Genomic DNA, 20,382 nt, shown 5'->3' with positions numbered 1-20,382 from the left:
AGGGGCAACCGATGAGGGTCGCCGATCGGGAGAAGACAGCGGAGAGGCTGCTCAAGTCGTCCGCCGAGAAGTTCTACGACCCCGAGGTGGACATCGACTGGTCCGCACCTCTGGCCGACGGGCTCTTCTACATCCCTGAACAGCGCATTTCGCTCTACGGCACGCCTCTTTACGACACGCTCACCCAGGAGCAGCGCATCGAGCTGTCCAAGCACGAGCTGGCGTCCATCGCGTCCGTGGGCCTGTGGTTCGAGTTGCTGCTCATGCAGATGCTCGTGAAGGTCGTCTACAACACCGACCCGACCACGAGGCACGCCCAGTACGCGCTGACCGAGGTCGCGGACGAGTGCCGGCACTCGACGATGTTCGCGCGCCTGGTCGAACGCGTCGGCTGCCCCGCGTACGGCCCGACGAAGCACACCCACCGCCTGGGCAAGCTGCTGCCGGTCGTCGGCTACGGCCCGGCCATGTACGGCTCGATCCTGGTCGCCGAGGAGATCCTCGACCGGCTGCAGCGCGAGGCGATGAACGACGAGACCGTCCAGCCGATCGTGCGGATGGTGAACCGCATCCACGTGCTGGAGGAGGCCCGCCACGTGCGGTTCGCCCGCGAGGAGCTGCAGCGCGGCATGGCCCGGCTCAAGGGCTACGAGAAGCCCTACCAGAAGTGGCTCATCGGGTACGTGTCGATGATGATCACCCGCGCGATCATCAACCCGCGGGTCTACGCGGCGGTCGGGCTGGACGTGCGCGAGGCGCACCGCCAGGCGCTGGCCAACCCGAAGTTCCAGGAGACCATCCGCTGGTCGGGGGAACGGATCATGTCGTTCCTGGACGAGGCCGGACTCGTCGGGAAGCCGGGGATGCGCTCGTGGCGCCGCTCGTTCTTGGTCGGCTGAACGTCGTCACGTCCGGGGACCCCGCCTCGGACGTGACCGCGGTGCTGCTGCACGGCTGGACCATGGACCTCACGACGTGGGACCGCGTGGCGGCGGCGTTGCCGGGCCGCGTGGTCCGCTACGACGTGCGCGGGCACGGGCGTTCCGCCGAGGGGACCGGGACGATCGCCGAGCTCGCCGACGACCTGGCGGCGGTGCTGGATGAATGCGCTCCCACGGGGCGGGTCGTGCTCGCCGGGCACTCGCTCGGCGGCATGACGGTCATGGCGCTGGCGGAGCAGCGGCCCGAGCTGTTCTCCCGCGTGTCCGGGGTGGCGCTGATCGCCACCTCGTGCGGGGACCTGCCGCCGCCGCGGGCGGTGGAGCGGCTGGCCGGGAGGTGGCTGCTCAAGAGGCCCAAGGTCGGGTTCGGGCGGGTGATCGCCCCCGGGCTCCGGGTCACGTTCGGGCGGCGGCCCCGGTGGGCCGACGTCCGGGCCGCGGCCGCCATGGCCGGGAACACCTCCGGTGAGGCGTTCGTCGGGATCCGGGAGGAGCTGACGCTGCACCAGCGGCGGGAGGCGCTCTCGGTCCTGTCGGACGTCCCCACCGTCGTCATGGCCGGTGCCTGGGACGTCCTGACGCCGCTGCGGCACTCGCGGGTGCTGGCCGACTCGCTGCCGAGCGCGGAGTTCGTGATCTACCCGAAGACCGGGCACATGCTGCCGCTCGAACGGTCGCAGGACGTGGCCCGGCGGATCGCCGCGCTGATGTGACGCCGCCGGACACGTGAAAGGGCCCGCACCCGCGGGCCCTTTCACGTGTCAGCGTTGTCAGTGCTGCAGCGGGAAGCCGCCACCGATGCCGCGCCACGCGAGGTTGGAGATCAGCGCGACCGCCTCCTCCTTCGGCACCCGGCGGTTGTCCGCCAGCCACGACCGGGCGGTGACCTGCGAGAGGCCGACCAGGCCCACGGCGAGCAGGCGGGCGCGTTCCTCGTCCAGGCCCGCGTCCGCGGTGATCGTGTCGGTGATGGCGTCCACGGAGTCCGTGGTGGCGCGCTCGACCGCGGACTGCACGGCCGGCTCCGAGCGCAGGTCGGACTCGAAGACCATGCGGAAGGCCTGGCCCTCGCCGTCCACGAAGTCGTAGAAGGCCGCCACGGCGGCGCGCACGCGGAGCTTGTTGTCCGTCGTCGAGCCGATGGCGGTGCGCACCCGGCCGACCAGCTCGTCCACATGGGACTCGAGCAGAGCCATGTAGAGCTCGAGCTTTCCGGGGAAGTGCTGGTACAGCACGGGCTTGGACACGCCTGCGCGTTCGGCGATCTCGTCCATCGCCGCGGCGTGGTAACCGTTCGCGACGAACACGTCCTGCGCCGCTGCGAGCAGCTGCGCGCGGCGGGCGGTGCGCGGCAGTCGAACGCCCCTGCCTGCGGGTGCGCTCTGCGCCGTCTCCGTCATGGTGCCTCCAGCACGAGTGTTCCGGCCGTCGGACAGGGATTGCCAGACCGAGGCGTGAGCGCAACCTTACTCGCTGGTAGCCGACTTCCGGGAACCATCTCGGCGTTCTTTCCCGCATCCTGGTCTGGTGAGCACCCTGATCCCCGCCCCGCTGTCCACGGTCGAACTGCCCCCGCTGGACACCTCCCAGACGCCGTGGCCCGGTGAGTTCCAGCAGGTCGACGGCCACGAGGTGCACATCAGGGTGACGCCGGGGAACGGGCCGCCCGCGGTCTACGTGCACGGGCTCGGCGGATCCGCGACGAACTGGACGGATCTCGCGGCCCAGCTGAAGGACCACGTCAGCGGCTACTCGATCGACCTGCCCGGGTTCGGCCGCTCCGAACCGATCCCCGGCTACGACTTCAGCTTGACCACGCACGCGCGCACCGTCGTCAAGTACCTGGAAACGCTCTCACAGCCGGTGCACCTGTTCGGCAACTCCATGGGCGGCGCGATCTCGGTGATCGTCGCCGCGAGCAGGCCCGATCTCGTGAGGACGCTCACGCTGGTCTCCCCGGCCGTGCCCGACCTGCGGCCCCGTCTCGACCGCATGTCCGACCCGCGGATGGCCCTCGCGGTCCTGCCGGTCGTCGGCCCGCGGGTGCGCCGGGAGCTCGCGAAGCTGTCCGCGCACCAGCGCACGCGGCAGATGCTCGAGCTGTGCTTCGCCGACCCCGGTCTGGTGCCGGACAACCGCATCGAGGAGTCGATCAGGGAGAACGAGGAGCGGGCCCGGCAGCACTGGGCGGGGCAGGCGCTCAACCGCAGCACGTTCGGCCTGATGCAGAGCTGGCTCACGCCCGGCGCGAAGTCGCTGTGGCGGCTGCTGCCGTCGGTCCAGGCGCCGACGCTGGTGATCTGGGGCGAGAACGACCGGCTCGTGAGCGTGCGCAAGGGGCCGCGCACGGCGCAGTCGCTGCCGAAGGGACGACTGCTGGTGCTGCCCAGGACCGGCCACGTCGCCCAGATGGAGCGGCCCGCCACCGTCGCGAGGGCGGTGCTGGGCATGTGGGAGGCGGTCGACCGCCACTCGTGGTGACGGGCAACGGCCGCGCGGGCGATGTGGGACCCTGGTCGACGTGAATCGCGCCCCCGAGCGAGGACGTAGTGCTCCGCCCGCCGACCGCTACCGCCGTGGCGAGCGGCGGACCAGCGCGGAACCACTCGCGGCCGCCTGGGAGCCGGAGGGCACGCAGGCCCCGCGCAGGCCCCGCCAGAGCCGCGGTGCGAAGAGGCTCGTCGCCAGCTACGGCTGGCGCATCTACGCGATCCCGGTGCTCCTCGTGCTGACGGCGCTCGTGGTGCTCGACACGGTGCAGCCGCGGTCGCCCTCGTCCGGCACCACCGCCGGCACGAACGCCGCCGAGTCGCCCGCCGGCACGTCCGAGGCGCCGCCGACCGAGGTGCCGGGCAAGAAGCCCGACCTGAAGATCCCGACCGCGGAACTGCCCGCGGGACCGGCGTTCTCCGAGGACGGCGTCGGCACGTTCAAGGTGATCGGGGGTGCGGGCCAGCGCGTCGGCGAGGGCAACGCGCCGAAGTTCCGCAAGTACGCGATCGCCATCGAGGACGGCGTGAAGCCCGCCGACTACAACGACGACGCGACCGCGTTCGCGCGCACGGTCGAGGGAATCCTGTCCGACCCGCGCAGCTGGATCGGCACCAAGCAGGTCGCGCTGCAGCGGGTCGAGGCGAACCAGAACCCGGACTTCGTGGTGTCGCTGGCCACGACGAAGACGTCGCACACGCTCTGCGGCAGGGAGATCCCGTTCGAGACCTCCTGCTACAACCCCGGCCAGAAGCGCGTGATCATCAACGTCGCCCGCTGGGTGCGCGGAGCCATGGCCTACGGCTCCGACCTGGCCGGATACCGCACGTACGTGATCAACCACGAGGTCGGGCACGCCCTGGGCAGCCAGCACGCGCCGTGCCCGGACAACGACGCGCCGGCTCCCGTGATGATGCAGCAGACGTTCGGCGTCTCGAACGACTTCGTCTCGCAGCTCAACGCGGGCCAGGACGTCGTGCCCGCCGACGGCAAGGTCTGCAAGACGAACCCGTTTCCCGCAGGCTGAGACGGCTTTCCAACCGGGAAGAGTCGAGGCAGGGTAGACGTTGTCTCGGACACGGAGACATTCGTCGAGGAGGAGCAGCATGGCGCTTCCGCCGCTCGTTGAGCCAGCCGCGGAGCTGACCAAGGAAGAAGTAGCGCGCTACAGCCGGCACCTGATCATCCCGGACGTCGGGGTGGACGGGCAGAAGCGGCTGAAGAACGCGAAGGTGCTCGTCGTCGGCGCGGGCGGCCTCGGCAGCCCGGCACTGCTGTACCTGGCCGCGGCCGGGGTCGGCACGCTCGGCGTCGTGGACTTCGACGTCGTGGACGAGTCGAACCTGCAGCGGCAGGTGATCCACGGCCAGTCCGACGTCGGCCGCCCCAAGGCGGAGTCGGCGCGCGACTCGGTCGCCGAGATCAACCCGTTCGTGAAGGTCGTGCTCCACCAGACGCACCTCAACTCCGAGAACGCGCTGGAGATCTTCCGCGACTACGACCTGATCCTGGACGGCACGGACAACTTCGCCACGCGGTACCTGGTGAACGACGCCGCGGTGCTGCTGGGCAAGCCGTACGTCTGGGGCTCGATCTTCCGGTTCGAGGGCCAGGTCAGCGTCTTCTGGGAGGACGCCCCGAACGGCCAGGGCCTCAACTACCGCGACCTCTACCCGGAGCCGCCGCCTCCCGGCATGGTCCCCTCCTGCGCCGAGGGCGGCGTGCTGGGCGTGCTGTGCGCGTCGATCGGCTCGATCATGGTCACCGAGGCGATCAAGCTGCTCACGGGCATCGGCGACCCGCTGCTGGGCCGCCTGATGGTCTACGACGCGCTGGAGATGACCTACCGGACGATCAAGATCCGCAAGGACCCGGCGTCGCCGAAGATCACCGAGCTGATCGACTACGAGGCGTTCTGCGGTGTCGTGTCCACGGACGCGCAGCAGGCGGCCGCGGGCAACACGATCACGCCGCTGGAGCTCAAGCACAAGCAGGAGTCCGGTGAGGACTTCCTGCTGGTGGACGTCCGCGAGCCGCACGAGTACGAGATCGTGAAGATCCCGGGCTCGGTGCTCATCCCGAAGGACAGGATCCTCTCGGGCGAGGCGTTCTCGGAGCTGCCGCAGGACAAGCCGCTGGTGCTGCACTGCAAGTCCGGCGCCCGGTCCGCGGAGGCCCTCGCGGCGCTGCACAAGGCGGGCTTCTCCGACGCCGTGCACGTCGGTGGCGGCGTGCTGGCGTGGGCCCGCGAGGTCGACCCGAGCCTGCCCACGTACTGATGTCGCGAGTTCGCGTCGGTCGCCCGGTCAACCGCTCTCGCCGAATTCGGCGAGAGCGATTCGGCCGGGCGACCGACTTCCCGGCGAACTCGCCACCATCTGCGGAGCAGGGGCCGACCGGCACTGCTGCGTTCGGGTGCTTCGGCGCCCGAACGCACGCACCGGCTGATGCGCTGTTCGGGTGGCGGCACGAACCGCGGCGTGTCGTGATCCACCACCCGGACGGTCTAAGCAGGTAGCGTGCCCGTCCGTGACCCGGTCCCCCGAACCGCCCCCAGCGCACGTGCGTGCGGCGTTCGGGGCACGTGACGCCGAACCAGAGCTGATCGACGGTGGCCCTGCGTGGCGGTGCGGCGACGCCACCATCCGCCCCGCGCCGAGGCCCGCCGAGGCGACCTGGATCGCCAAGACCCTCGACGGCCTCGACGTGCCGCACCTGCGCGTCGGCAGACCGCTCAGGTCCACCGACGGCCGGTACGTCGTCGGCGGCTGGTCCGCCACCAAGTTCCTCGCCGGTCGCGCCGAGCCGCGGCACGACGAGCTGATCGCCGTCTCCCAGCGCCTGCACCAGGCCACGGCCGAGCTGCCCAAGCCCCGTTTCCTGGACGCGCGCACGGACGTGTTCGCCGTCGCCGACCGCAGGGCGTGGGGCGAGGTGGACGTGCCGCTCGACGCCGACCTCGGCGGCCGGCTCTTCGAGCTGCTGGAGCAGGCGCAGAAACCGCTCAACCTCAAGCCGCAGGTCGTGCACGGCGACCTCTTCGGCAACGTGCTGTTCGCCGGCGACGCCCCGCCCGCCGTCATCGACTTCACCGCGTTCTGGCGCCCCGCCGAATGGGCCGCCGCGGTCATCGCGGTCGACGCCGTCGCGTGGGGAGGCGCGGACTCCGGCCTGTTCCACCGCTGGAGCCACCAGGCCGAGTGGGAGCAGGCGCTGGTGCGCGCGATGCTGTTCCGCCTGGCCGTGCACGCGTTGCACCCGCTGTCGACGCCGCAGTCCTTCGTGGGCTTGGAACGAGCTGCTCACCACGTCACCGCCATGCTGTGAGCGGGGCAGTTTCCAGGTTCGAAACATTGCGGAGCACCGGGTTAACGCGGTTTTCTCTAGCGTCGACGGTGTGACCCACTGTCCTTACTGCGCGCTGCAGTGCTCCATGAGCGTCATCGACGGCCAGGTGGCCCCTGGCCCCGGTGGGCTGTGCCAGAAGGGCTGGACGGCGGGGGAGCTGCTGCGCCACCCCGGCCGGCTCACCACCCCGCTGCTGCACGGCCGGCCCGTCTCGTGGGACGAGGCGCTCGACTTCGTGGCGGCGAAGATCCTCTCGTACGAACGCGACGAGGTCGCCGTGTTCGGCGGCGGCGGGTTGACCAACGAAAAGGCCTACGCCCTCGGGAAGTTCGCCCGCGTGGCGTTGAAGACCTCGCAGATCGACTACAACGGCCGGTTCTGCATGTCGTCGGCCGCGGCGGCGGGCAACAGGGCGTTCGGGCTGGACCGCGGGCTGCCGTTCCCGTTGACGGACCTGCGTTCCGCGGACGCGGTGCTGCTCGCCGGCTCCAACCCGGCCGAGACCATGCCGCCGTTCCTGCGGCACCTGGAAGGCCCGCGGCTGATCGTCGTCGACCCGCGCCGCACGCCCACCGCCGAACGCGCGACGCTGCACCTGCAGCCCGCGCCGGGCACGGACCTGGCTCTCGCGCTGGGCCTGCTGCACACGGCCGTCATCGAGGGCGTGATCGACAAGGAGTACGTCTCCGAGCGCACCAGCGGTTTCGACGAGGCGTGGCGGATCGCGGCGCAGTGGTGGCCCGAGCACACCGAACGCGTCACGGGGGTCTCCGCCGCCGACCAGCGCGCGGCCGTGACGATGCTGGCCGGGCGGTCGTACGTGCTGACCGGCCGGGGCAGCGAGCAGCACGCGTCCGGCACTGACACCGTCTCGGCGTGGATCAACCTGGCCCTCGCGCTGGGGCTCCCCGGACGCGCCGGCTCCGGCTACGGCTGCCTGACCGGGCAGGGCAACGGCCAGGGCGGCCGCGAGCACGGCCAGAAGGCCGACCAGCTGCCCGGCTACCGCAAGATCGACGACCCGGCGGCGCGCCGGCACGTCATGGACGTCTGGGGCGTCTCCGAGCTCCCCGGACCCGGCCGCAGCGCCTACGAGCTGCTCGTCGCCGACGACATCAAGGCGATGCTCGTGTTCGGCAGCAACCCGGTGGTGTCCGCACCGCGCGCATCCGGGGTCGCCGACCGCTTCCAGGCCCTGGACCTGCTGGTGGTGGCGGACTTCGTGATGTCCGAGACCGCCGCGATGGCCGACGTCGTGTTCCCGGTCACGCAGTGGGCTGAGGAAGACGGCACCATGACCAACCTCGAAGGTCGGATCATCAGGCGGCGCAAGGCACTCGACCCTCCGCCCGGCGTCCGCAGCGACCTGGAGCTGCTGCACGGCCTCGCGTCCCGCCTCGGCGTGGACCGCGGGTTTCCCGTGGAGCCGCAGGAGGTCTTCGAGGAGCTGCGCAGGGCGTCCGCCGGCGGCCCGTCCGACTACTCGGGCATCACCTACGAACGCCTGGAGTCCGAGCAGCTGCACTGGCCGGTGCCGTCGGTGGACCACCCCGGCACGCCCCGGCTCTTCCTCGACCGGTTCGCGCACCCGGACGGGCTCGCGCGGTTCGTCCCCGTCGACCACCGGGGCCCGGCCGAGCCGCCGGACGACGAGTTCCCGTTGCAGGCCACCACGGGGCGGGTCCTGCAGCACTACCAGTCGGGGGCGCAGACGCGGCGGATCAGCGAGCTGCTGGAGGCCGTTCCCGAGATGTACGTGGAGGTGCACCCGGACACGGCGCACCGGGCGGGGCTCGCACCGGGCGAGCTCGCGCACGTCGTGTCCCGGCGGGGAACGGTGACGGCGGCCGTGCGGTGCGTGCCGAGCATGCGCCCCGACGCGGTGTTCCTGCCGTTCCACTTCCCCGGTGACGGGCGGGCGAACCTGCTCACCAACCCCGCGCTCGACCCCACGAGCCGGATGCCCGAGTTCAAGGTGTGCGCGGTGCGATTGGAGCGGGCGTGAGGCGAATTGTGATCGTGGGCTACGGCATGGCGGGTGCGCGGCTGGCGGACGAGGTCCGCCGCCGCGACCAGGACATCTCCATCACGGTGGTCGGCGCCGAGCCGCACGCCGCGTACAACCGGGTGCTGTTGTCGACGGTGGTGGCGGGCACGATGACGCCGGAGTCGACGCGGCTGCACGACGACGGGTGGGCCGAGGCGCACGGCATCGACCTGCGGCTGGGCTGCGAGGTGGTGGGCATCGACCGCACCGCGCGAACGGTGCTGGTCGCACCCGCTTCCTCCGGGTCCACTTCCTCCGGGCCCGCTTCCTCTGGGCCCACTTCCTTTGGAGCCCTTCCCCACGAAGCCATCCACTACGACGCCCTCGTGCTCGCCACCGGCAGCGTCCCCTGGGTTCCTCCGGCCGAAGGCCTGACCGAGGACGGCGGGCTCGCCGCCGGCGTCGTCGCCTTCCGCACCCTCGACGACTGCGCCCGGATCGAGGCCGGGGCCCGGAAGGGCATGCCGGTCGTCGTCCTCGGCGGCGGCCTGCTCGGCATCGAGGCCGCCCGCGGCCTGGCCGGGCGCGGTTGCCTGGTCACGGTCGTCCACCCCGTCGGCCACCTGATGGAACGCCAGCTCGACCCCGGCGCCGGCAGCGTCCTCGCCCGGACGCTGGGCCAGCTCGGCATCGAGTTCCGGCTGAACGCCCTGGCGGCCAAGTACCTGCCCGGTGACGGCCTCGTCCTCGACGACGGCAGCCACGTCCCGGCCGAGCTGGTCGTGGTGTCGGCCGGTGTGCGCGCCGAGACGTCGCTGGCGGTCGGAGCCGGCCTGGCGGTCGACCGCGGCGTCGTCGTGGACGACGCGCTGCGCACGAGCGACCCGCGCATCCACGCGATCGGCGACTGCGCGCAGCACCCCGGCACGGTGTCCGGCCTCGTGCAGCCCGCGTGGGACCAGGCCGCGGTGCTCGCGGACCGCCTGACCGGCGCCGACCCGGCCGCCCGCTACCGGGGCACCTCGGTCGTCACGCGGCTGAAGGCGCGGGACGTGGACCTGGCGGCGCTGGGTGACGTGCACACCGATGTGGACTGCCCGGACTCGGAGGTCCTGTGCTTCCAGGAACCCTCGCGCGGCCGGTACGCCAAGCTCGTGCTGCGCGACGACCGGGTGGCGGGCGCGATCGTGATCGGCGCACCGGACGCCGCCGCCACGATCACGCAGCTCTACGACCGCGGCATCCCCGCGCCGACGGACCGCCTCGCGCTGCTGCTCGGCCGCGCGCTGCCCGCGGAGGCCGCGTCGCCCGCCGACCTGCCGTCCAGCGCGGTGATCTGCCGGTGCAACACCGTCTCCAAGGGCCAGATCGTGTCCGCCTGGCGGGCGGGGGCGGAGTCGTTGCCGCAGCTCGCGGAGGCCACGCGCGCGACGACGGGCTGCGGTGGCTGCAAGGACGCGGTCTGCGGGCTGCTCGACTGGCTCGGGGCCTCACAGCCCGCCTCGGCGTGATGTGCGGCGGAGTTGCCTCCGCCGTCACCGCGCAGAACCCCTCGGTAATCCGCTGTTCCTAGGTTCTTCGGCAGTCGCCGAACCCCTTGTGGAGGACGTTCATGAGCTGGATCGACCACTGGGAGCCGGAGAAGCCCGAGTTCTGGGAGTCCACCGGCAAGCGCATCGCCCGCAAGAACCTGGCGTTGAGCATCTTCGCGGAGAACCTCGGGTTCAGCGTGTGGGTGCTGATGAGCATCGTGGTGGTGAGCCTGGGCTCCGTGGGCTTCGACTTCAGCGTCGGCCAGCAGTTCTGGCTGCTGATCGTGCCGAACCTGGTCGGTGCCGTGCTGCGGGTGCCGTACACGTTCGCCGTGCCGAGGTTCGGCGGACGGTTGTGGACGACGATCAGCGCCGGGTTGCTGCTGATCCCGTGCACGATGCTCGCCTACGCGGTGTCCACGCCGGGCACCCCGTACTGGTTCTTCCTGCTCACCTCGGCCGCGATGGGCCTCGGCGGCGGCAACTTCTCGTCGTCGATGGCGAACATCTCGTTCTTCTACCCGGAGGGCAAGAAGGGCCTGGCGCTCGGCATGAACGCCGCCGGCGGCAACCTCGGTGTCGCGGTCACGCAGCTCGTCGTGCCGTTCGTGATCACGATCGGCACCGGGATCCACCTCGCCTACGCGGCGCTGATCTGGATGCCCTTCATCGTGCTGGCCACGGCGCTCGCGTGGTTCTTCATGAACAGCCTCACGCAGGCCAAGCCGGACGGGCAGTCGTACCGGCTCGCGATGTCGAACATGCACACGTGGGTGATGTCGTTCCTGTACATCGGCACGTTCGGGTCGTTCATCGGGTACTCGTTCGCGTTCCCGTCGCTGATCAAGCTGAGCTTCGTCGACCAGAAGGGCTGGGTCGCGTTCGCCTTCCTCGGCGCGCTCATCGGCTCGGTGGCGCGGCCGTTCGGCGGCTGGCTCGCCGACCGGGTCGGTGGCGCGAAGGTGACGCTCGGGACGTTCGTCGGGCTCGCGATCGGCACGATCGGTGTGATGGTCAGCGTCGACTCGCGGAACTTCGCGCTGTTCTTCGGTTCGTTCATCGCGCTGTTCGTGCTGGCGGGCGTGGGCAACGGCTCGACCTACCGGATGATCCCGGCGATCTTCCGCACCCAGTCCGACGACGACAAGTCGGCCAAGCGCCAGGCCGCCGCCGTGGTCGGCATCGCCGGTGCGATCGGCGCGGCCGGCGGGGTGCTGGTGAACCTCGTCTTCAAGTTCTCGCTGGAGGGCTCGAAGACGCTGACGCCCGCGCTGACCGCGATCCTGGTCTTCTACGCGCTCTGCCTCGGCACGACGTGGTGGTTCTACCTGCGGCGCAACGTGTTCGCCGCGCGGCCCTCGCTCGCCTACGCGGGCGTGTGACGCACACCGCCTGAACTGCGGCGGGAGTTTCCTTTAACAACCGCGAAATACCGCGGACCTTGGGATGACACGCCGCCCGGTGAGCATACCGGGCGGAAGGAGGTATGCCCGATGAACCAGACATTGGTCGTGATCGGCAACGGCATGGTCGGCCACCGGCTCGTCGAGATCCTTCGTGAGTCGTCCTGGCGGATCGTCGTGTTCGGCGAGGAGTCGCGTCCCGCGTACGACCGCGTCGCCCTGTCGTCCTACGTGGACAGCTGGAGCTCGGCGGACCTGGAGCTGCCGGCGTTGGCCGGGTGCGAGCTGCGCCTCGGCGAGAAGGTCGTCTCGGTGGACCGCGAACGGCGCGTGGTGGTCGGTGCCTCCGGCGTCGAGGTCTCCTACGACGCGCTGGTGCTGGCCACGGGCTCGGTGCCGTTCGTGCCGCCCGTGCCCGGCCGCGACCTGCCCGGCTGCCACGTCTACCGGACCATCGACGACCTGGACGACATCCGGGCGACGGTGGAGGCGGCCACTCGCCCCGGCCGGCGTTCCGGCATGGTCCTCGGCGGCGGCCTGCTCGGGCTGGAGGCGGCCAACGCGCTGCGCGGCATGGGCGTCTCGCCGCACGTCGTCGAACTGGCTCCGCGGCTCATGCCGATCCAGGTCGACGAAGGCGGAGCCGGGCTGCTCAAGCGCCTGGTCGAGAAGCTCGACCTGACCGTGCACACCGGCACCTCCGCCTCCTCGATCGAACGCGACGGCCAGCGCCTGATCGCCAAGCTCGCGAGCGGTCTCGAGCTCGACCTCGACGTGGTGGTGTTCAGCGCCGGCATCCGGCCGCGCACCGACCTCGACCTCGGCCTGGAGCTGGGCCCGCGCGGCGGCTACCTGGTCGACGCCGCCTGCCGGACCGCCGACCCGCACGTGTTCGCGATCGGCGAGTGCGCCGCGGTCGAGGGCGTGACCTACGGCCTCGTCGCTCCGGGCTACTCGATGGCCGAGGTGGTCGCGGACCAGATCTCCGGCGGCACCAAGGTGTTCCCCGGCGCCGACGTGTCCACGAAGCTGAAGCTGCTCGGCGTGGACGTGGCGTCGTTCGGCGACGCGCACGCCCAGACCGAGGGCGCGCTCGAAGTCGTCGTCAACAACGCCGTCGCCGGCACCTACAGCAAGCTCGTGGTGTCGGACGACGCCCGCACGCTGCTCGGCGGCGTGCTGGTGGGCGACGCCTCGTCGTACCTGTCGCTACGACCGTTGGTGGGCAAGGAGGTCCCGGCCGCGCTGCTGCAGCCGGGCGGCGCCGTCGACGTCGAGATGCCCGCGGACGCGCAGGTCTGCTCCTGCCTCGCGGTGACCAAGCAGACGATCACCGACGCGATCGTGTCCGGCGTCGCGTGCGACGTGGCCGAGCTGAAGGCGTGCACCAAGGCCAGCACGGGCTGCGGCTCGTGCGTGCCGATGCTGAAGAAGCTGCTGACCGAGTGCGGTGTCGAGCAGTCCAAGGCGCTGTGCGAGCACTTCACCTACTCGCGCGCCGAGCTGTTCGAGATCATCCGGGCGACCCGCGTCACGACGTTCTCCGCGTTGGTGGAGAAGCACGGCACCGGACGTGGCTGCGACATCTGCAAGCCCGCGGTCGCGTCGATCCTGGCGTCGCTCGGCAACGGGCACATCCTCGGCGCGGAGCAGGTGTCCCTGCAGGACACCAACGACAGGTTCCTCGCGAACCTGCAGCGCAACGGCACCTACTCGGTCGTCCCGCGCATCCCCGGCGGGGAGATCACGCCGGAGAAGCTGATCGTCATCGGCGAGGTGGCCCGCGACTACGGCCTCTACACCAAGATCACCGGTGGTCAGCGCATCGACCTGTTCGGCGCGACCGTCGACCAGCTCCCGGAGATCTGGCGCCGCCTGGTCGACGCGGGCTTCGAGTCGGGGCACGCGTACGGCAAGTCGCTGCGCACGGTGAAGTCCTGCGTCGGCACGACGTGGTGCCGCTACGGCGTGCAGGACTCGGTCGGTCTCGCGATCGAGCTGGAGCTGCGCTACCGCGGGCTGCGGTCGCCGCACAAGCTCAAGTCGGCGGTCTCCGGCTGTGCGCGCGAGTGCGCCGAGGCCCGCAGCAAGGACTTCGGCATCATCGCGACGGAGAACGGCTGGAACCTCTACGTGGCCGGCAACGGCGGCTTCACCCCGCGCCACGCCGACCTGCTCGTGTCCGATGTGGACACCGAGGAGCTGATCCGCGTGATCGACCGCTTCCTGATGTTCTACATCCGCACCGCCGACCGCCTGCAGCGCACCGCGGCCTGGCTGGAAGGGCTCGAAGGCGGGCTCGACCACCTGCGCGAGGTCGTCGTCGAGGACAAGCTCGGCATCTGCGCCGACCTGGAGGCCGCGATGGCGGCGCACGTCTCCGACTACGCCGACGAGTGGCGCGGCGTGCTGGAGGACCCGGAGAAGCTCGCGCGGTTCACGTCGTTCGTGAACGCGCCCGGCACCCCCGACCCCACGATCTCGTTCCGCGCTGAGCGTGGCCAGCGCGTTCCCGTCTCCCTCGGCATCCCGGAGGTGGCCAGGTGACCGTCGTCTGCGACTTCGAGGCTTTGCGTCCCGAGCAGGGCGTCGCGGCGCTGCTGCCGGACGGCTCCCAGGTGGCGGTGTTCCTGACCGCCGACGGCACCCTGCACGCCCTCGACAACGTCGACCCGTTCAGCGGCGCCGCGGTGCTGGCGCGCGGCATCGTCGGCGACCGCGGCGGCGTCCCCGTCGTGGTGTCGCCGGTCTACAAGCAGGCGTTCGAGCTGTCGACCGGCAAGTGCCTGGACGAGCCGTCGGTGTCCGTTGCGGTGCACCCGGTGCGCGTGCGTGACGGTGTCGTGGAGCTGACGTGACGGGCCCGCTGGCGGGCTTCACGGTCGGCGTCACCGCGGCCCGGCGAGCCGACGAGCTCATCGCGCTGCTGGAACGCAAGGGCGCCTCCGTCCTGCACGGCCCGGCCCTGCGCATCGTCCCCCTGCCCGACGACGCCACCCTGCACGCCGCCACCACCGAACTGGTGTCCTCCCCGGTCGACGTCGTCGTGGCGACCACCGCGATCGGCTTCCGGGGCTGGTTCGAGGCAGCCGAGGGCTGGGGCCTGGCGAGCCGCCTGCACAGGGCGCTGTCGTCGGCCGTCGTCCTGCCCCGCGGCCCGAAGGCGAAGGGAGCGGTCCGCGCGGCGGGTCTGGTCGAGGCCTGGTCCCCGTCGTCCGAGTCGAACGCCGAGCTGCTGCAGTACCTGCTGAGGATGGGCGTCTCCGGCAAGCGCGTCGCCGTCCAGCTGCACGGCGAACCGCTGCCCGACTTCGTGAACACCCTGGAGGCCGCCGGCGCCGAGGTCGTCGAGATCCCGGTCTACCGCTGGGAACCCCCGGCGGACGTCGGCCCGCTGCACCGGCTGGTCGACGCCGTGATCGCCGGGCAGGTGGACGCGCTGACGTTCACCAGCGCCCCGGCCGCCTCGTCGATGCTGCGCACGGCTCCCGACCACGCTGCCCTGGTCGCCGCTTTGCGCCGGGTGCTCGTCGTCGGTGTCGGTGCCATCACCGCCGGGCCGCTGGTGGCCGCGGGGATTCCCGTCGTGCAGCCCGCACGGTCGCGGATCGGGTCGATGGTGCGGGAGCTGGCCTTGGAGCTGCCTTCTCGCGCCATCCGGCTGCGGATCGCGTCCCGGGACATGGAGATGCGAGCTCAGGCCGTGGTCGTCGACGGCGAGCTCCGGCCCGTCGCACCGGCGCCGATGGCGGTGCTGCGGACGCTCGTCGCTGCTCGCGGCCGGGTGGTGTCGCGCCAGGACCTGTTGGCCGCGTTGCCTTCCGGTGGGGAGGAGCACGCCGTCGAGACGGCGATCGGGCGGTTGCGGACCGCCCTGGGGTCGCCGCAGATGGTGTGCACGGTGGTGAAGCGGGGATACCGGCTAGCCATGGAGCCTGCATGAAGCTGGTTTTGGCGTTCCACGGGACGCGGTCCACTACCGGGATCGCGGTGTGCTCGGAGATCGCGGACCTGGTCCGGGCGCACGTCGACGTGCCGGTTGTGGTGGCTTACGCCGACGTGCTGCAGCCGGACGTCCGGTCCGTCGTGGACGGACCCTGCGTCGTCGTGCCGGTGTTCCTGGCCGCCGGGTACCACGTCCGGGTCGACATCCCCGAGCAGATCGGGCCGCGCGGCGACGTCGTGCTGACCCCGCCGCTGGGGTTGGACGCGGTGCCCGCCGTGCGGGACCGTTTGCGGGAGGCGGGTTTCCGCCGCGGCGACGCAGTCGTGCTCGCCGCGGCGGGATCGTCCGACACTCGCGCGCTGGCGGCTGTCCGTGCCGCGGCCGGGATGCTGGGAGCCGAGGCGGTGGGGTACGTCGCCACGGCCTCGCCCCGGATCGCCGACGTGGTGGCCGCTGTCCGGGGGCGGCGCCGGGTGGTGGTCGCTTCGTGGTTGCTGGCGCCCGGGGCGTTCCACTCCGTGTTGCAGGGGTGCGGGGCGGACCTGGTCTCCCCGCCGGTGGGAGCGCATCCGCTGGTGGTGGAGGCGCTGGTGCGGCGGTACTTCGAGGCTCGGGCCGGGGTGGTCCGGTCGGCTTGAGCCTTCGCGGGAGAGGAGGCCGCGGTGTGTCCCGCGGCGCGGCGGCCGTCAGCGCCTCCCTACCAGAGCCCCGGCTCCTCGTCGGCTTTCTCGCGCGCGTCCTCCCAGCGGTACTCCCGCAGGTCCACCTTGCCGTCCAGGTTCGGGACGCCCTCCTCGTGGAGGAGCTGGAGCTGCGTGTCGCGCAGGTGCGGGGCACAGGTGCCGTCGGCCTTGAGGACGCGTTGCCACGGGAGGTCGTGGCCGTCCTCGTTCAGGATGCGGCCCACCAGACGGGGGGACGGGGCCTTCGCGAGATCCGCGATGTCGCCGTAGGTGGCGACTCGTCCGCGGGGGATGGCCTTGATGCGGTCGCGGACTCGCTCGTGGATCTCTTCGTCCATGCGCGGAGTCTAGTCGGGCGGTGCCGGCGGGCTCAGGCTCTTCGGGACCTCGCGTGCGGAGGCGCCGTTCCGAGTCTCGGTGCCGGCCGGGGAGCGGTGCGCAGCCGGCGCAGGAACAGCACCAGCCGTCGTCGGGGCACGCGGTTCGGTCCGTTCGGCTCGCGGGAGGGCCGGCTCTCGGGAACGTGCGGAAGCGGTGGGAACGGACCACCGCAGGAGCCGTTCGGTGAGGACGACAGTGCCCGACAGGGTGGTTCGGAGGTCACTCGGATGGTCCAGCAGCCGGGTGCCCGCGTCGACGCTCGTGCCGGCGATGTCACCTCGTTCATGTTGGCTGACAAGGGAATGCCGCGAGAATGCCCGGGAAGACCGACGTGTGATGCTCGACAGCCCCCAACAGTGGAGCGATTGCCTCTACCGCGTTGCGGTGCGCACCGGTACCTTCCTCGCGTTGACCGCACGAGGCGAGGCCGCTGACGAGCGCTGAGGGACGTGTCCTTGTACTCTGGGGTCAGTCGTACGGCCTGAAACCACGCTGTAGTGTCGGAGGATCACACGGTTGGCGCAATGGGCGTCGACTGCCGGTGGGTAAACTGCCGGACACTCTCCAACCCATACAGGGCAACGGGAATGACGAAACCGAGCCGAAGGCCCGATGCCGCTCCACCCGCGGACACCGCCGCCGTCCGCGCGCGAGAAGCCTTGTCGCGCAAGTGGAGCTACCTGCTCAGCAGCGTCGTCGTTGTCGCCCTGAGCCGAGACGAGCTGGACGCCGAACTGGGCGCCCTGCTCGACGACCTGTGCGCGGCGCTGCACGACGAGCCGTTCGACCTCGCCCCGTTCGAAGAGGTCGGCGAACGGCTCGTCGCGCTCGGCTACGTCACCGAGCCCGGGCTCAAGCGCACGGTCGACGTGCTCGGCAAGGGTCTGCTGGGGCTCGAGGAGTTCCGCGGGCGCGAGCAGCACGCCGCGCGGGTCGTCGGCGGCATCGGCGCGGTGGCCTGCGGGTTCACCGCCGCGCGGACGCGCTCGATCCTGGACCAGCAGGACAGCATGCAGCGGGCGTTGCTCAAGGCTGCCCACGACGCGCAGCGGGACCTGCGCCAGAGCGAGGCGAAGTTCGAGGGCATCGCGTCCTCGTCCACCAACGGCGTCCTGATCGTCGGTCTCGACGGCAGGCTGGCGTGGGGCAACGAGTCGATCACCGAGATCATCGGGCGCCCACCGGAGCCGGGCACGAGGCTCATGGAGCTCATCGCGCCCAGCTCGATCGTCGTGTTCCGCGAGATGATGGAACGGGTTCTCGCCGAGCGCGGCGAGTTCGAGCGCGAACCGGTGCAGCTGGTGCGCGGCGACGGCGAGCTGGCCAGGGTGACGCTGACGGCGTCGCTGATCAGGGACGAGCACGGCAAGCCCAGCCACGTCCTGGTGATGGCGGACGACGACACGGAACTCGCCCTGCTGCAGGGAGAGCTGCGCAGGCAGTCGCTGCACGACGTGCTGACCGGGCTGCCCAACCGGCAGTTCTTCACCACCCACCTCGAGACGGCGCTGCGCCGGGCCGATCCCGAGTTCGGCGTCACGGTCTTCCAGCTCGACCTCGACGCGTTCGGGCTGGTGTGCAACACCCTCGGCGCGAAGGTCGGCGAGCACCTGCTGCAGCACGTCGCACGCAGGCTGCAGGCGTTGCTGTTCCGCGAGAAGGCGATGATCGCCCGGTTCGACGGCGACGAGTTCGGCATCCTCGTCGAGAACACCGCGACCACGCCCGACATCGCGACGATCATGGGTGCGATCAACGCCGACCTCGGCGAACCGACCTACGTGGACGACCACGGCCTGGCGGTGTCGGTGAGCGCGGGCGTGGTGCACCAGCCCTCGCCCGACGTCGACCCGGTCGAGCTGCTGCGCATGGCGGACCTCGCGCTGCGACAGGCGAAACGGGACCGCCGCGGGCAGTGGGAGGTCTTCCACACCGACGAGGACTCCGCCGGGCGCCGTGACGCCGCGCTGGCCGTCGTCATGCCGGGCGCGTGGGAGCAGGGCGACATCGGCGTCGTCTACCGGCCGGTCCGCGAACTGGCCACGGGCGCGCTCGCCGGCGTGGAGGCGCTGCTGCACTGGGACCTCTCGGACCGGTGCGCGGCGCTCGCGGACGAGAGCGGGCTCATCCTGCCGATGGGCGAGTGGCTGATCAGGATCTCAGCGGGCCAGGCGCAGTGGTGGCGCCAGCGCGGCGAGCTCGACCAGCAGTTCGGCGTGCGGCTCACGCACCACCAGTCGACCGACGCGGACCTGGTGTCCCGCGTCGCGAAGGTGCTGGAGGAGACGGGGATGCCGGTCGGCAGGCTGACCCTGGGCATGCCGGTCGGCGTGCTGGGCGTGGCCGACGCCGCGGACAACCTCGGCACGCTCGCGGACATGGGTGTGCGGATCGCGCTCGACGACTTCGGCCTCGGGCCGCGGGACCTCGCCTGGCTGTCCCGGCTGCCCGTGGCGTCCGTGCTCGTGCCGACGGACCTGGTGCGGCGGCAGGACCCCCGGTCCGCCCTGCTGGTGCGGGCCGTGCACGACCTGGGCGCCACCGTGTGCGTCGACGGCGTCGAGAGCGCAGAGCAGGCGAAGTGGTGGTCGGAAGCGGGCGCCGACCTCGCGATCGGCGCCCACTTCGGGTCCTCGCACGACGCGGGGGAGTTCCTGCGGCGGCTCTAGACGCTGCGCTGCCACGAGATGAGGGCCGCGTGGTAGCGGTGCGCGTTCTGCGTGTCGAAGTTGAACACGTGGCCGTACCCGTTGATCACGAACGCGTCCAGCCGCGGTGCCATGCCGTAGAACGGCTTCTCCGACCTGACCAGCGCCGCGGGCGACGAGCAGTCGGCGCCCAGCGGCGGGGTGCCGCAGAAGTAGTCGGCCGAGGTCTGCACCGTCATCACCGGGACGGTGATGGTGCTGCTGGCGGGAAGCACGATGTTCGACATCAGCGCGGTCGTCACGAACTCGGTCGCGGACACGACGTCCTTCGTGGACTCGTCGAGGCTGACCACCGCGGAGTTGTTCGGACCCGGCGCGTGGAACATGGTGTACCGCGTTCCCGGCGCCGTCGTCAGGTAGCCGACGTCGAGACCGCGCACGGCCAGCTTCGCGTCGAGCACGGCCGGGATGAGGTTCGTCAGCGCGGGCACGGCGCGGATGTAGTCCCACTGGTGGGTCATGCCGGTGACGAGGACGCCGTCGACGTCGCGGTACCGGGCGGCCTCGGCCATCGCGATGGCCGAGCCGATGGAGTGCCCGCCCACTAACACCTTCGAGAACCGCGGCCGCAGCTTCTGGATGATCTGGTGCACCGCCTGCGCCTGGTTGGGGACGTCGACCAGGATGCTGAGCGGCTTCGAGCTCTTGCCGGAGCCGATGCGGTCCACCGCCATGGTGGCGACGCCCGCGGTGTTCATGGCGCGCACGACGGACCGCGTCCCGTTGTCCACCGCGATGTCCCAGTAACCGCTCGTGTAGGTGCCACCGGGGACGAGCACCTGGAGCGTCTTCGACCCCTGGGGGACGCACAACCTTCCGTACATCACCTGCTGGACCAGCCCGAACTGAACGGGCGTGTACACGTCCTCGCAGGTGGTCTGGGCGGCGCTCGCCGGCGTGGGGACCGGTAGGAGCGCAGCGAGCAGCGCGGCGGCACAGAGCCGACGGAAACGCATGGGGGAA

Annotated in this window: 17 protein-coding genes; 14 read left to right on the top strand and 3 right to left on the bottom strand. The window is 71.2% G+C overall.

Annotation, left to right across the window (positions count from 1 at the left end):
- The first annotated feature begins 11 nt into the window (after nucleotides 1–11).
- Nucleotides 12–899 (top strand): AurF N-oxygenase family protein, encoded by an 888-nt coding sequence (locus BLQ91_RS22920; RefSeq protein WP_090099644.1) that lies wholly within the window; start codon nucleotides 12–14, stop codon nucleotides 897–899.
- Nucleotides 872–1,654 carry an alpha/beta fold hydrolase gene (locus BLQ91_RS22915; protein ID WP_245733753.1) on the top strand — a complete coding sequence of 261 codons (783 nt, stop codon included), beginning with the start codon at nucleotides 872–874 and terminating at the stop codon, nucleotides 1,652–1,654. The genes BLQ91_RS22920 and BLQ91_RS22915 overlap by 28 nt, the downstream gene beginning before the upstream one ends.
- A gap of 57 nt (nucleotides 1,655–1,711) precedes the next feature.
- Here the strand turns inward: BLQ91_RS22915 and BLQ91_RS22910 are convergent, their stop codons facing one another.
- Nucleotides 1,712–2,341: a TetR/AcrR family transcriptional regulator gene (locus BLQ91_RS22910; RefSeq protein WP_090099643.1), complete on the bottom strand. Its 630-nt coding sequence runs from the start codon at nucleotides 2,339–2,341 to the stop codon at nucleotides 1,712–1,714.
- A gap of 127 nt (nucleotides 2,342–2,468) precedes the next feature.
- Here BLQ91_RS22910 and BLQ91_RS22905 point away from each other — a divergent pair, with 127 nt between their 5' ends.
- From BLQ91_RS22905 to BLQ91_RS22855, 11 genes are all read left to right on the top strand, one after another.
- On the top strand, nucleotides 2,469–3,422 hold the full coding sequence (locus tag BLQ91_RS22905) for an alpha/beta fold hydrolase (protein ID WP_245733752.1): 954 nt from the start codon (nucleotides 2,469–2,471) through the stop codon (nucleotides 3,420–3,422).
- A 40-nt stretch (nucleotides 3,423–3,462) separates the two neighbouring features.
- The gene (locus tag BLQ91_RS22900; protein ID WP_245733751.1) at nucleotides 3,463–4,458 is read left to right on the top strand and encodes a DUF3152 domain-containing protein; all 996 of its coding nucleotides are present in this window, start codon (nucleotides 3,463–3,465) and stop codon (nucleotides 4,456–4,458) included.
- 79 nt (nucleotides 4,459–4,537) lie between these two features.
- The gene (gene moeZ, locus BLQ91_RS22895) at nucleotides 4,538–5,710 is read left to right on the top strand and encodes an adenylyltransferase/sulfurtransferase MoeZ (protein WP_090099641.1); all 1,173 of its coding nucleotides are present in this window, start codon (nucleotides 4,538–4,540) and stop codon (nucleotides 5,708–5,710) included.
- 250 nt (nucleotides 5,711–5,960) lie between these two features.
- On the top strand, nucleotides 5,961–6,758 hold the full coding sequence (locus BLQ91_RS22890; RefSeq protein WP_090099640.1) for a TIGR02569 family protein: 798 nt from the start codon (nucleotides 5,961–5,963) through the stop codon (nucleotides 6,756–6,758).
- A gap of 106 nt (nucleotides 6,759–6,864) precedes the next feature.
- Nucleotides 6,865–8,784, top strand: coding sequence for a molybdopterin oxidoreductase family protein (locus BLQ91_RS22885; protein ID WP_090099639.1), 1,920 nt, complete (start codon nucleotides 6,865–6,867; stop codon nucleotides 8,782–8,784).
- Between the two features lie 26 nt (nucleotides 8,785–8,810).
- Nucleotides 8,811–10,277: an FAD-dependent oxidoreductase gene (locus BLQ91_RS22880; protein ID WP_245733774.1), complete on the top strand. Its 1,467-nt coding sequence runs from the start codon at nucleotides 8,811–8,813 to the stop codon at nucleotides 10,275–10,277.
- Between the two features lie 101 nt (nucleotides 10,278–10,378).
- Nucleotides 10,379–11,680 carry an MFS transporter gene (locus BLQ91_RS22875; RefSeq protein WP_090099637.1) on the top strand — a complete coding sequence of 434 codons (1,302 nt, stop codon included), beginning with the start codon at nucleotides 10,379–10,381 and terminating at the stop codon, nucleotides 11,678–11,680.
- Between the two features lie 111 nt (nucleotides 11,681–11,791).
- A complete protein-coding gene (gene nirB / locus BLQ91_RS22870) occupies nucleotides 11,792–14,248 on the top strand; it encodes a nitrite reductase large subunit NirB (RefSeq protein WP_090099636.1) in 2,457 nt (818 codons plus the stop codon).
- Nucleotides 14,245–14,559, top strand: a complete 315-nt coding sequence (nirD, locus tag BLQ91_RS22865; protein ID WP_090099634.1) for a nitrite reductase small subunit NirD — start codon at nucleotides 14,245–14,247, stop codon at nucleotides 14,557–14,559. Before nirB ends, nirD begins: the two co-directional genes overlap by 4 nt.
- Nucleotides 14,556–15,644, top strand: coding sequence for a uroporphyrinogen-III synthase (locus BLQ91_RS22860; protein WP_245733750.1), 1,089 nt, complete (start codon nucleotides 14,556–14,558; stop codon nucleotides 15,642–15,644). The genes nirD and BLQ91_RS22860 overlap by 4 nt, the downstream gene beginning before the upstream one ends.
- Nucleotides 15,641–16,285, top strand: coding sequence for a sirohydrochlorin chelatase (locus BLQ91_RS22855; protein ID WP_090099633.1), 645 nt, complete (start codon nucleotides 15,641–15,643; stop codon nucleotides 16,283–16,285). The genes BLQ91_RS22860 and BLQ91_RS22855 overlap by 4 nt, the downstream gene beginning before the upstream one ends.
- 59 nt (nucleotides 16,286–16,344) lie before the next feature.
- On the opposite strand, the gene BLQ91_RS22850 is transcribed toward BLQ91_RS22855, so the two are convergent.
- Nucleotides 16,345–16,668: an MGMT family protein gene (locus BLQ91_RS22850; RefSeq protein WP_090099632.1), complete on the bottom strand. Its 324-nt coding sequence runs from the start codon at nucleotides 16,666–16,668 to the stop codon at nucleotides 16,345–16,347.
- A 702-nt stretch (nucleotides 16,669–17,370) separates the two neighbouring features.
- Between BLQ91_RS22850 and BLQ91_RS22845 the strand changes: the two genes are divergently transcribed.
- Nucleotides 17,371–19,380 carry a putative bifunctional diguanylate cyclase/phosphodiesterase gene (locus tag BLQ91_RS22845; protein ID WP_245733749.1) on the top strand — a complete coding sequence of 670 codons (2,010 nt, stop codon included), beginning with the start codon at nucleotides 17,371–17,373 and terminating at the stop codon, nucleotides 19,378–19,380.
- Here the strand turns inward: BLQ91_RS22845 and BLQ91_RS22840 are convergent.
- Complete coding sequence (locus BLQ91_RS22840; protein WP_090099630.1) at nucleotides 19,377–20,375, bottom strand: alpha/beta hydrolase; 999 nt, start codon at nucleotides 20,373–20,375, stop codon at nucleotides 19,377–19,379. The two genes, BLQ91_RS22845 and BLQ91_RS22840, sit on opposite strands and share 4 nt — an antisense overlap.
- Nucleotides 20,376–20,382: the final 7 nt, after the last annotated feature.

It is taken from the genome of Lentzea jiangxiensis, assembly GCF_900104175.1.
Taxonomy (GTDB): Bacteria; Actinomycetota; Actinomycetes; order Mycobacteriales; family Pseudonocardiaceae; genus Lentzea; species Lentzea jiangxiensis.
Note: the sequence above shows the minus strand (reverse complement) of the source record. Positions and strands in the feature narration are given on the sequence as shown.

Excerpts from the sequence above, each read along its gene's own strand:
- moeZ (WP_090099641.1), top strand. The coding sequence starts at position 4,538 with ATGGCGCTTCCGCCGCTCGTTGAGCCAGCCGCGGAGCTGACCAAGGAA.
- BLQ91_RS22885 (WP_090099639.1), top strand. The coding sequence starts at position 6,865 with ATGAGCGTCATCGACGGCCAGGTGGCCCCTGGCCCCGGTGGGCTGTGC.
- BLQ91_RS22840 (WP_090099630.1), bottom strand. The coding sequence starts at position 20,375 with ATGCGTTTCCGTCGGCTCTGTGCCGCCGCGCTGCTCGCTGCGCTCCTA.
- BLQ91_RS22880 (WP_245733774.1), top strand. The coding sequence starts at position 8,811 with ATGGCGGGTGCGCGGCTGGCGGACGAGGTCCGCCGCCGCGACCAGGAC.
- BLQ91_RS22910 (WP_090099643.1), bottom strand. The coding sequence starts at position 2,341 with ATGACGGAGACGGCGCAGAGCGCACCCGCAGGCAGGGGCGTTCGACTG.
- BLQ91_RS22875 (WP_090099637.1), top strand. The coding sequence starts at position 10,379 with ATGAGCTGGATCGACCACTGGGAGCCGGAGAAGCCCGAGTTCTGGGAG.
- nirB (WP_090099636.1), top strand. The coding sequence starts at position 11,792 with ATGAACCAGACATTGGTCGTGATCGGCAACGGCATGGTCGGCCACCGG.
- BLQ91_RS22850 (WP_090099632.1), bottom strand. The coding sequence starts at position 16,668 with ATGGACGAAGAGATCCACGAGCGAGTCCGCGACCGCATCAAGGCCATC.
- BLQ91_RS22920 (WP_090099644.1), top strand. The coding sequence starts at position 12 with ATGAGGGTCGCCGATCGGGAGAAGACAGCGGAGAGGCTGCTCAAGTCG.
- BLQ91_RS22855 (WP_090099633.1), top strand. The coding sequence starts at position 15,641 with ATGAAGCTGGTTTTGGCGTTCCACGGGACGCGGTCCACTACCGGGATC.